The following is an 11,866-nucleotide window of genomic DNA, read 5'->3' as shown; positions in this document are numbered from 1 at the left end:
TAAATAGTAGTAACTAGAAGTAACGAGGAGTAACGAGAAGTAACTAGGAGTAACGAGAAGTAACGAGAAGTAATGAAGAGTGACGAAAAGAAACCAATGCTCAATTGGTTTCTTTTTTTATAATTTATATTAAAAACCTCATTATTAGACGATAAGCAGAGACCTATAACAAATGACCTTTTGATGAAGAATTAAAAGGTGAAAATTTTGTTTTTGTATTTTAAAATATAACCTTATCATGAAAGTATATATAATTGGAAAATATCATGGGAATTTTTCGGTTGTATAAAACTATGAATCTACTTTATGGTGTTATATATAGAAACTAATCATTGTATCTCTTCTTTCTGTGAAAAGATGATGATAATAAATGAAATAATCATGTAACCTGCTATCATCCACATAACTATATGATAATAAATGATTATGTTTGTAATTTGAGCGGTGAATAATACGATAATGGACAAACCTACGGGTCCACCTAATTGGTGCATGCTATTAGTCATGCCGCTTGCTGCGCCAGCTATTTTACTATCAACTTTATAAATACCAGCGCTAGTAAGTGGTGCAAGAATCCATCCTTGACCTAATCCTATAAGTATCATAGGCAATTAGTCCATGGTTCTCCATCATATTCTTTAACGCTTTGTCATCAGAAAACTTACCACGGTTTTGTGCTACAAATTGCGTAATGACTTCGATCGCTTTATCTGCCAGTGATCGTTCAGAGACTGTATGAGCATGATAATCAATAAAGTAGTCTCTTATTTTAGCGATATCAATATCTGTAGGTAAAACATGACTGAGAATCTTGGCCGAAGTAGTGATAGCTGCATAGCGCTTAAACATACGAATACCAGTATTATTTATTTCATCCTTCAATTTATCTTTAAACCAATGATGTAATTCAAAAACGGATCAAAAAACAAAGGGCCCTAGAAACTAGGAGCACACTTACACAAGAACAATTGATAGATAAATTAGCTAAAGGAGCCATCGATGCAGAAACGTTCAGAAAACAATCTCAATCGTTACTTCAACAATCAAAACCAACACTATCAATAAATGAGCAACAAATTCAAAGGTCTTTTGAAAATGTAATTCAACAACACTTCACGTTAAGCATGTTATACCGATATATTGATGAAATTCATATTTCTAAAAACAAAAGCCTTGTGGGAATCTATTTCAAAAATGAACCGCTAAACATTGTAAACCAAGCTACGCAATCATCGATTGCTTAATTAATGAAAGGATGAAAAATATGAAAGAAATGAAAAGAAAATCTGTAGGATGTTATGTTAGAGTTTCAACAATTTCTCAAGACATTGATAAATTTAGTATTAATGGTCAAATTACACAAATAAAGGAATATTGCCAACAGGGAAATTATGAATTGCTATACTGATAATTAAAAGTACCCCCGATCGAACGAAAATATCTTTTTGATGACTATTAGTGATAATTGTAATTTTATCCATTAATAGATGAATGGATTGGAATAATACTAAGCCTATTGCTATTCCACCGAGTAAAATTACCCACCCGCCTAATTCAATACTTTCCGGAATCATTTCAAAAAATAATAAGCCAATTATAAGGCCTGCACATAATGAATAAATAAAGCCATGACCACTTTGAAAACCTTCCATTATCCAAGCGAGTCCACCGCCAACACCAATTCCAAGTGCGGAAGCTAACGCCCGATCATCCATACTGCACTCATCCCACTATTCTTAAAAAGGCTTTGTTTATTTTACTCTAAAAAATCAAAACAAAATATATGAATTCATATTAAATATTATTTGATTCTTTATTCAGATTGTTATATCATATATATGAACATATATTAATATATGTAGATAAATAGTGATTATTATATATAAGGTTTTGAATTGAAACCTAAAGTGAGGGAAGGATAATGGAAGAAAAAAAGGAATTAGAGGAAGTAAATAATAAGGACTTAGATGATGAAACATTATTTGTCGTATCGCAAACATTTAAAGCGTTAGGTGATCCTACGAGAATCCGGATTCTCCATTTGCTCTTTTATAAGGAGTATTCGGTAAACGGTATTGCTGAAACGCTACATCTTAGACAATCAACAGTTTCCCATCAATTGCGGTTCTTGAAAAATTTACGGTTAGTAAAATTCCGAAGGGAAGGCACAATATTGTTTTATTCCCATGATGATGAACATACTATGAATATGCTAAAACAGGCGATCGATCACGCCTGTCATCACTAGTATTCCGTAAACCAGTAATGAGTGTTAATAATAATTCACGTCATTAATATTGTTATATGATCATATAACAATATTATAGGCATATGAAAAGGGGATTTTGCAATGGATATGGAAAACAAAAAAACAGAATGGAAAGCGTTGTATGATATCTCGAAGGAAAGTGAGATGGGTGTAGCAGAGAGGGTTAGTGAATACGGTTGATAAATTCATAGGATGTATTATTGGATACAAAAAGTTTGGATGTGGTCAATTAACGTCCTGGTTTAGTAAAGCTTACTGCGAATATATTGGAACCCGATATATCATATTTATTTAGAAAGGTGATAGAAATGAAAAATATTCAAGAGCAACAAGCACACGAAAGTCATAGCCACGATCATAGTCATGATCATGATCACGGAAAAATGCCAATTATTTCATATTTTATTGGCTTAGTGTTGGCTATAATTGGGCTTTTTTTAAGTGATGCAAATTTATTAATACAAAACATCTTATTTTCAATTGCCACAATCACAGCCGGCTACCATGTAATTATTCTCGAAGGAATTGGAGAGACAGTTGAAAATACTAAATTAAAGGGAAAATTCACTCCTAATTCTCATATTCTAATGGGATTAGCTGCAATCGGGGCTTCTCTGATAGGGAGTTTTTGGGAAGGAACCCTTTTGATACTTATTTTTTCCGGCGCTCATTTTCTTGAAGATTACGCTGAAGGAAGAAGTAAAAGAGAAATTACTAAGCTACTCGAAATGAACCCAACGACAGCTAAATTAATCCTACCTGATGGAAACACAAAAATTGTTGATGTCAGTGAATTAAAAGTTGGAGATCAACTCCAAGTGCTGAACGGTGATCAAGTTCCAATTGATGGGATTATTTTATCCGGTACTACCTCAATTGATGAATCTTCTATTAATGGAGAAAGTATACCGAAAGAGAAGTCTAAGGGTGACGAAGTTTTTGGAAGTACGATTAATGGAACAGGTACTTTTACTATGGAAGTCACTAAGGAAAACAAGGATACTGTATTCTCTAAAATTTTACAATTAGTTAGTCAAAACCAAGATAATCAAACAAAAGCTGCCAGTATCATTCAAAAATTCGAGCCTAAATATGTTAATATAGTTTTAATCGCAATACCATTAGTAATGTTACTTGCTCCTTTTCTATTTGATTGGACATGGTCGCAAAGTGTTTACAGGGGATTAGTGCTTTTAGTCGCAGCTTCACCGTGTGCTTTGGCAGCAGCTACTGTATCTGTAACATTGTCTACAACATCTAACCTAGCTAAAAAAGGCGTGCTTTCAAAAGGAAGTACTTACCTATCACAATTAGCGGATATAGATGCAATTGCCTTCGATAAAACAGGAACCCTTACGAACGGAGAACCTAAAGTAACAAATTACTATTTCACTCATTCTGTGAACGAAGAAAATATTATTGATATTATAGTCGCCCTTGAAAAGGAATCCAATCACCCACTCGCTAATGCTATTTTAGAAAAATTTGAAGTTAAAAATAAAATAGACATCGAAGTTACTAATCAAATTGGAAAAGGTCTGACAGGAGATTATAATGGAAAAAATTATCGTATTGGTAAGCCTACTTCTTTTGAAAGTGCTTCTGAAGAGTATACCCAGTTCAATCATGATTGGGCATCAGAAGGAAAGACGGTTGTATACGTAGCAGAAAATGAAGAAGTTATTGGGATTATAGCTCTAATGGATATTCCGAATGAGCATGCTAAAGAAACAGTTAATTACTTTAAGAAACTTGGTATCCACACGACTTTAATTACTGGTGATTCGGAAATGACGGGAAAAGCTGTAGGCGAACAATTGGGAATAGACGAAGTTATCGCTAATGTAATGCCTGAAGATAAATCCAGAATTATAGAAGAACAAAAAGAAAAATTTGGAGTTACTGCCATGGTCGGAGATGGTGTGAACGATGCACCGGCCCTTGTTAATGCTGATGTTGGTATAGCTATGGGGGGCGGTACTGATGTGGCAGTAGAAGTATCTGATTTGGTTTTAATGCAGAACAATTTATCTAAATTAGTACAGTCTCATAAAATTTCCTCAAATATGGGTCGTGTTATTAGGCAAAATATTATTTTTTCAATGGCAGTTGTTGCCTTTTTAGTTGTCGTTAGTTTGTTAGGATTAACTGATATTACAATCAGTGTAATTGTTCATGAAGGAAGTACTTTAGTTGTTATACTAAATGGACTTCGATTATTAAGATCTAAATAATGAACGAATCGATTGACATGAATGAACTTTGAAGTGTGGATTCTACAATGCTCCCATAACATTGGACACTAAAAAACAGAGCAATCTAATAAAGATGTTATGAGTAAAAACAATGCCTTGCATACCGTTTTTATCATACGGGCGGTCAAATAAGCAATTAAAGAGCATGGGAAGCATAAAATCATAAACAGTGACTTAAGGCAGCCAGTTTACATTCAAAAGTTAAATTGACTGTATTAAAAGTTTCGAAACGATTAATATCCGTATGGGGGCAAGCGTCGAGCCAAAGATAATGCCAGGACAGAGCGTCTTTTTCCGTTCTTTTAAGTGGGAAAGGTTTTACCTTCTCTAGGCCAAGACAGTCCCAGAGCTAAAAGGGCCAGTTGCTCTTTTTGGGCGTTTGTGAACGGTAATCGCAGGAAGGGGATTTTCCCAACCGCACCTGGTTTTCCATCACAATAAAGTTGGCGGCATTTGTTCTGATATTCTTGGGAATACTTACACTATGAATGGCCGTATTAAGTGATACAGGAGCTGCTATTATTGTAATACTGAATGCTCTCCGCCTTTTGAGGGTAAAAGAATAAAAGTAAGGATAACTAGGTAAAGCTGTTCAATCAAAAATTGAACAGCTTATTTTTCATCAAAATCAAAAACGTTTATTATAATACCTACACTTGTTCTGTTAAACGTACCGATTTTTTAACCTTATTGTATCAGTAATATCTTGAAACGAAGTAAGCGACTAAAATTTCTCTTTTATCATACGTTTATAAAAATACACTTTTAAGAACGGTTTGAAAATTTTTGAAATAGATCAAAATAATCTTCTGGTTAAAAAACCTGTAGATATGATTTCTCTCTTAAATTTTTGTTTGATTAGATTAGACCCTAATAAGACGCATTCAACATGTCTACACGTGAATTTAGTCTTTGAAAATGTAAGGACCATTATTATTATAAAAACCCTAGTATAAAACGATACGCTGAAGCGTATCACAAATAAAACTAAAAAATAGATTTTGTTATATTAAAGTGGAATGGAGCTGTAATTAATATTGAAAAAATCATTGTGGGAAGGAAATTCACTTAAAAGTGAACAACATGCTAATTGTTTAATAAGGTGTATGAAAAGTATTGATTATCTTAAAAATGATATATCAAATATGAGTATGTTTCCAAGATTTGTTCAAGAAGATTTTAGATTTTTAGACGTACAATTTGAAGGGAAAAGTTTAGAAAGTATATTCATTCCAATGTTATGTTTTTGCGATATTCCAATAAAAAACTTAAAGTTTCACAGTTATGAATATGGAAGTTATGCAATAGCATTTAAAACAGAATGGGGACGAAAAAACAAGATATCTCCAGTGCATTATTTATATAAAAATTCCGATGTGTACGAGCAATTAAGAAAACTTTTTATGTATGCAAATGAAAAAGATGATTATGTAATTTATAACTATTTATTTAATCGGTTATTTTTTACAAAGCCTAAAGAAGGTTTTCAAAACGGAAATCAAAGGCTATATACAGATGAACAAGAACAGCGTTATGTACCAGAAATCCCTAAAAACAGTAATGGATTGAAACAGTTTTATTTACAAAATGATTTAAATTTTACACATTTGAATTTAGCTATAATGAAAAATCAAAAATTAAAGCTAGAATTCTCAGCTAATGATATTAAATATATCATTGTCTCAACAACAGAAGAAAAAACAGAAATAATTGAAGCTATTATGGATTCTGAGAAAATAGATCGACAAGAGAAGTTGAATATGATTACGAAAATTATATCTATGATTGAAATTGAGGAGGATTTTTAGTGGAAATAGATTTTGATAAGCTAAAAAATAAAGAATATCCAAAAGACTTAGAGGATTATTATACAGAAGTGAAATTAAGCAATGAATCGCGAGCAAAAACTAATTTAAAGTATGAGTATGATGAAATACATAATATTTTAAGAGTTGATAAAAATAGAGACGTTTTATTTAAATTAAAAAAGAGTATAAATTTTCCAGAGGATGTTAAAACAAAACAAGATGTTGACCAATATATATATAATTCTCAAACATGTATCTCATTAGACTATGATAAAAGTGTAGCAATAATAGATGGAATAGAGATACCACTTGAAAATTTTGTACTAGATAAGACCGGTGAAAGTGGAAAGTTTGAATATAAACTATGTCCGGTTGAATTTGATGAGAATGACTTTATAAAATGGACACTTAAATATAAGAGTAGTAAAAAAGAAATTAATTTGGTGAGAGTTGTAAATAGTAAAAGTGCATATACTAAAAAGTATGAGTATCTATCCCAACATTTAAGAGTAACAATTTTTATTTCAAAAACAGATGATATTAAAATCACGGTTGGAACACGTTTTGAAGATAAAGTTAACTTAGAATTATTATTAGAATCTTTAGCAATCCAAATAGCTTTCCTAGAAAAAGAACTGAGTATAAATGGTGTAGAACTATCTAAAATTGATTCATCGACAAAACCAGGTGATGAAGAAAAGATTATAAGAATAAAAGAAATGTTTAATTTTTGGTATAACGTTAGATTATTGGAAAAAGAATTAAAGACTGAATTTATTATTGAATTGCCTTTAGATGATGAGACTTTACAAAATTTAGAAAAACTAATTATTTCATTTGTTTATAGAGAAGTTTATAGAGAAACATACAAAATAAATAATATAAATTTGAAATTTAACAGTATTGATGAAATGTACAGCAGCATAGATGAAATAAAGAAAAATGGCAATTCTTCAATTCATTGGAGGGAGCCACAGGATTATAATATATTAGGTTCTACTTTAAATATTTACAAATATTTTGGAGCATTTAATTTTGAAGTTTATTCTATTATACCTGATGAAGAAACGACAACATTGCAAATCAAATTAAAAGAAAAAAATGACGATAAAATGATAATAGTTAGCAAATTTATATTAGAAAATGAAGTTATTCAAAATCTTTCTCAAGTTGATACCCCTAAATATTGGATGGAATATCGAGATAGAATTAAGTCAAGTAATCTTTGAAAATAGTTAATTACACAAAAATTAATTTGATAGATGATAACATACCGATAGCAATTAAGGGGAAGATATAAGATTAAGAAACGATACATTAGAGAATATTGATATTACCAAATAAGTATATATTATTAAAATCATTATGATTAAATATACACTTACAAAAAAACGACCAAGATGTAAGATAGATTCCTATTAGTTGAAATTGATATATAGATATTTGAAATAACTTATGTCTACTGATAATTTTAATTAATTATTTTAAAATCGAATGTGTTCGCAATACAAGGAGGAATTTTTTTGAAATATATTAATCATTTTTCTGAATCGACACTAGCATACTTGGAAAAAGACCATGAACATGCATTTTATGTATATTGTTTAATAGACCCAAGAAATGATGAGTGCTTTTATGTTGGTAAAGGAAAGGGGAATAGAGTATTCAAACATAAAGAATATGCGCAGAAACAATTATTGTACGAAGAAATATATGTAGAAGAAAATAAAATTAATTTGAAATTAAAAAGAATTAACGAAATTTGTAACAGTGATATGGACGTTTTAGGATATATAATCAGTTATGGATTAACAGAATCCGAAGCATTTTCTGCAGAAAATACTCTTATAAACTTTATTAATTTAACAAATAAAACTACATTAACGAATATGATTAATGGTCATGGATCTAAAGCATACTTAGTTGAAGATTTAGAAAATGAATTTGGCTATGATTCAATTAATCTTGAAAACATAAATACGAATGAATTAATTTTAGCAGTGAAAATCAGAGATGCATTTAGATTAGATAAAGATGAAAGTAAAGAGTATCCCATTAAAGAAAGTAAACGTGATAGAAGTAACTTGAAATCACGTACATTAGGTAGCTGGATTATAGGAAAAGATAAAATACATAAAATAAAATATATTATTGGTATCAATACAGGTGCTAATAACGCAGTTGTTTCAGCTTACGAAGTGTCATATGAACAAGCAGAAAGTACCGAAACAAATAGTGGTAGAACACGATATGCGTTTATCGCGCTTTCAAAACGTGACACCACATTAAAAAATTTAAATTTATACAAAAAAGCGTTACCAAATTTAAGATTTGGTAGCGGTAGTGCCACAGCATACATAAATAGTTATAATTAAATAAAAATAAGTCAATGAAGGTGGATTAAGTGAATAAAAATATTGAAGGTCTAAAAGCTACTGAAAATACTATATATATGCGTTATACGGTACATATTGATGATCAAATTATAAATAACGTCAAAGAGTGTATTAAAAAATTTGAAGTTTTACCTATGGAAGATAAAATCCCATTATCCCCGCTATTGCAACCAGAATATGCAGGAGAAGTACAAGATATTATAAATACATATGAACAGTTTATGATTAATTTTGGTAAAGTAATGTTGGATAGTCAAGGTGTAAAAGTAAAGATTGAAAGTGAATCATTAATTAGTATTCAACAAGGTATACAAGAACAATGTTACTCAAATAAACGAACAAATGATATTGATGTGACTAAAGAATTTAAGCGCCTTTTTAACTAATCGAACGTAATGGTTTGTGGTGTGTCTAATTTTTTATCGTTCATAATTTTTATGGATTTTGGTATTACTTTAATTACACACAAGTTTGGATCATCCTTAGAGTCAAAAAAGGACTTATCTTGTTTGTTCCAAATCCAATCAATAGTCTCTTGATCTTTCAGTATTTCAACATTAGCATCAATTTCTAGAAAACTACGATTATTCGTTTCATCGTAACCTATAAGTACATGAGCTTTGGTATTATCTTTAAATTCAGCAATTTTTTTAGACTCAATGCTTGTCTTAGTATAAAGTGTGTGTCCATCATTATAAAATACCATGTATCTACTATTAGGTGTATTGTTATGTGCAGTAGATAGGACACCTATTTTTGATGTATTTAATATATTTTCAATTTCATTTTGTAATTGTTCGTTATTCATAATTTAATCACCTCTGATAATAATATACCCTGAAGTTGCCTATAATATGTAAGGTATTAAAATTTATTTTATTTTTTAGTGAATTATACAAAAGTTAAAACGGATATATGATTGAAAACACAATCTTAAGTTAAAGGACAATTATAAAGTGAATTTGTATGAAACAAGCTGGGAGGCAATAAAATGCATTTAGGAGTCATACTTAACAGAGTTTTTAGAACGAAAGATAATCCACTTTTTCAATATATAGTGAAGCATCAAAATGAGATAAATAAATTGTATTTTATCTTACCTTTAGAAGATTTAACTGACGCATCAGAAGTAAAACGTGACTATTACCATAAAGTTGTAAAAGGATTTGTAAATGCTTTAGATAAGCATGATATACAACCTTATATTGTCACATATGAAAAGCTAGGTGAATTAGCAGAAACATTGGCGTTATCTCACGTATTAGTAGCAAAAGATATTATGAGTTATCACAAAGAAATATATGACTATCCTCATGTAAAAAAGGCTTTTGAAAATCACCAAGTTACAGTAATTGGACAGCGCGTGAATCATTATTTTGAGCCAACAAAGACTTTTAATAAACAGCAACAGCCTTATAAAGTATTTACTAGTTTTTATAAAGCAAATCGTCAGGACTTAGTACACACCCCTAAAAAAAGTTATCAATTTAAGCAGTTGTCTCAAATTGCGGAAAAGGGTTCAAATCAAAGTGACTTAAAATTTGAAAATAATAAAGATATAGAAAAGTTAGCGCGTAAAGCTTGGGATGATTTTTTAAATGGTGACATAGCTCATTATGATAAATTGACTGACGATGTGTCGCAGGATTTTGTAAGTGGATTAGGTAAATATTTAGCATATGGACTACTCGATATTCGTGAAATTATAAATGATTTACTTGAAGATTATGAGAGCGATGAAAAAAATTATGAAGCTTTTATAAGAGAGGTTCTATTCCGTGAATTTTATTATGTGTTAATGACACAGTATCCAGAAACGGCAACTAAATCTTTTTCTGAAAAATATCGAAACATGCAATGGTCGTATAATAAAACACATTTTGAAGTATGGAAAAAAGGTCAAACTGGTTACCCAATCGTTGATGCTGCAATGAAGAAGCTGAATCGTACAGGATATATGCATAATCGCTTACGAATGGTCGTATCACAATTTTTAACGAAAAATTTATTTATTGATTGGACTTGGGGGGGAGGAGTACTTTAGACAGTATTTGATAGATTATGATAATGCATCTAATGTACATGGATGGCAGTGGTCAGCATCAACTGGAACAGATGCAGTGCCTTATTTCAGAATGTTTAATCCTATACGTCAAAGTGAGCGTTTTGATGCGCAAGGGTATTTTATTAAAACACAGCTAGAAATATTTAATGATGTGAGCAGTAAATACATTCATGATCCAACTAAATATAAAGACAAGTTACAAGAAATTTATCATATTGAAATTGGAAAAGATTATCCACAGACTATCGTGAATCATAAAAATAGTAGAGATTATGTTATGGATAAATTTAAGCAATTTTGACATATCATCCAATAAAAAGGAGTGATTCATTTGTTGAAAAATGAAATACATCGTATTTATTTAGACAAAAATAATAATGAGGTAACTATTAATAGATTTAATGTGACATATCACTATACTATATTAGAACAAATTAATGATTTGCCACAATATGGTTATGCAGTTTTAAACCATTTATATGCTAATCCTGGTTTAGAGGCAGACTTCGAGCGTGTGTTCTTAAATAGAGATAAACATCTAGAGAATACTGAAGGGTTTGAAAATCTATTATTTCTAAAGCCACATAGTACACATGAACATCATGTTATCATTACGTTTTGGCAAGACGAAGCAGCTTACAAACATTGGCAAGAGTCTCAGGAATATAAAGCATCCCATAAAAATAGAGGAACCAAGCAAGGTGCTGATAAATCTATTGTAAACAGAAACCTATCATTTAATATTAGTTTAGAATTTAAATAACATAATTTTTGAATTAAATGATATTTCTGCAAACATATAGGCGAGTTATTTAAATACTAACTTGCCTATTTTTTTAAGCGATATAAAAATTTTAGCAAAATCACTGATAAGGGGAGCCCTATAATAAATAAAACAAGAAATTAAGTTGTACTTAACTTAGAAGTGGATGTGAAGACTATTAAACTTTTTTAGGTAAGCTTTAACCTGTAAATATCTTTTTAGAAAAAGGTGAAGATTTATTAGATTATCAACATATTAAAGCACAAATAAAAAGTAGGGACTTACAGATAAACAATAAACTTACGAAAGA

At 30.4% G+C, this 11,866-nt stretch carries 9 protein-coding genes and 4 pseudogenes; 9 read left to right on the top strand and 4 right to left on the bottom strand.

Features of this window, described 5'->3' with window-relative positions; genetic code table 11:
* Positions 1 to 329: 329 nt before the first annotated feature.
* A complete protein-coding gene (locus KA894_RS09400; protein WP_119627606.1) occupies positions 330 to 605 on the bottom strand; it encodes a hypothetical protein in 276 nt (91 codons plus the stop codon).
* Positions 577 to 897: pseudogene (locus tag KA894_RS09395) on the bottom strand (cassette chromosome replicative helicase); the annotation flags it as partial. The pseudogene KA894_RS09395 and the gene KA894_RS09400, both read right to left, overlap by 29 nt.
* Positions 898 to 905: 8 nt before the next feature.
* Here KA894_RS09395 and KA894_RS09390 point away from each other — a divergent pair.
* Positions 906 to 1,244: pseudogene (locus KA894_RS09390) on the top strand (cassette chromosome recombinase CcrA); the annotation flags it as partial.
* 111 nt (positions 1,245 to 1,355) lie between these two features.
* On the opposite strand, the gene KA894_RS09385 reads toward KA894_RS09390, so the two are convergent.
* Entirely contained in the window at positions 1,356 to 1,715 is a 360-nt protein-coding gene (locus tag KA894_RS09385; protein ID WP_001631039.1) for a ZIP family metal transporter, read from the bottom strand.
* Between the two features lie 206 nt (positions 1,716 to 1,921).
* Here KA894_RS09385 and KA894_RS09380 point away from each other — a divergent pair, with 206 nt between their 5' ends.
* From KA894_RS09380 to KA894_RS09355, 6 genes and pseudogenes are all read left to right on the top strand, one after another.
* Complete coding sequence (locus KA894_RS09380; RefSeq protein ID WP_031920602.1) at positions 1,922 to 2,248, top strand: ArsR/SmtB family transcription factor; 327 nt, start codon at positions 1,922 to 1,924, stop codon at positions 2,246 to 2,248.
* Between the two features lie 329 nt (positions 2,249 to 2,577).
* The gene (locus KA894_RS09375; protein ID WP_053027547.1) at positions 2,578 to 4,503 is read left to right on the top strand and encodes a heavy metal translocating P-type ATPase; all 1,926 of its coding nucleotides are present in this window, start codon (positions 2,578 to 2,580) and stop codon (positions 4,501 to 4,503) included.
* A gap of 1,127 nt (positions 4,504 to 5,630) precedes the next feature.
* Positions 5,631 to 6,332: an abortive infection system antitoxin AbiGi family protein gene (locus KA894_RS09370; protein ID WP_210133915.1), complete on the top strand. Its 702-nt coding sequence runs from the start codon at positions 5,631 to 5,633 to the stop codon at positions 6,330 to 6,332.
* Positions 6,332 to 7,561, top strand: a complete 1,230-nt coding sequence (locus KA894_RS09365) for a hypothetical protein (protein ID WP_210133913.1) — start codon at positions 6,332 to 6,334, stop codon at positions 7,559 to 7,561. Before KA894_RS09370 ends, KA894_RS09365 begins: the two co-directional genes overlap by 1 nt.
* 294 nt (positions 7,562 to 7,855) lie before the next feature.
* Positions 7,856 to 8,707, top strand: a complete 852-nt coding sequence (locus KA894_RS09360) for an LEM-3-like GIY-YIG domain-containing protein (RefSeq protein ID WP_210133911.1) — start codon at positions 7,856 to 7,858, stop codon at positions 8,705 to 8,707.
* Positions 8,708 to 8,736: 29 nt separating this feature from the next.
* Positions 8,737 to 9,096, top strand: a pseudogene (locus KA894_RS09355) (hypothetical protein); the annotation flags it as partial.
* Positions 9,097 to 9,110: 14 nt separating this feature from the next.
* Here the strand turns inward: KA894_RS09355 and KA894_RS09350 are convergent.
* Entirely contained in the window at positions 9,111 to 9,536 is a 426-nt protein-coding gene (locus tag KA894_RS09350; protein WP_071561846.1) for a pyridoxamine 5'-phosphate oxidase family protein, read from the bottom strand.
* 183 nt (positions 9,537 to 9,719) lie between these two features.
* Here KA894_RS09350 and KA894_RS09345 point away from each other — a divergent pair.
* Positions 9,720 to 11,094 (top strand): annotated as a pseudogene (locus KA894_RS09345) (cryptochrome/photolyase family protein).
* Positions 11,095 to 11,124: 30 nt separating this feature from the next.
* Positions 11,125 to 11,556, top strand: a complete 432-nt coding sequence (locus KA894_RS09340) for an antibiotic biosynthesis monooxygenase family protein (RefSeq protein ID WP_016911012.1) — start codon at positions 11,125 to 11,127, stop codon at positions 11,554 to 11,556.
* Positions 11,557 to 11,866 lie beyond the last annotated feature (310 nt).

Origin of the sequence: Staphylococcus sp. GDY8P131P, from assembly GCF_017891975.1 — a bacterium.
Taxonomy (GTDB): Bacteria; Bacillota; Bacilli; order Staphylococcales; family Staphylococcaceae; genus Staphylococcus; species Staphylococcus nepalensis.
This window is presented reverse-complemented; position numbering and strand designations above follow the sequence as displayed.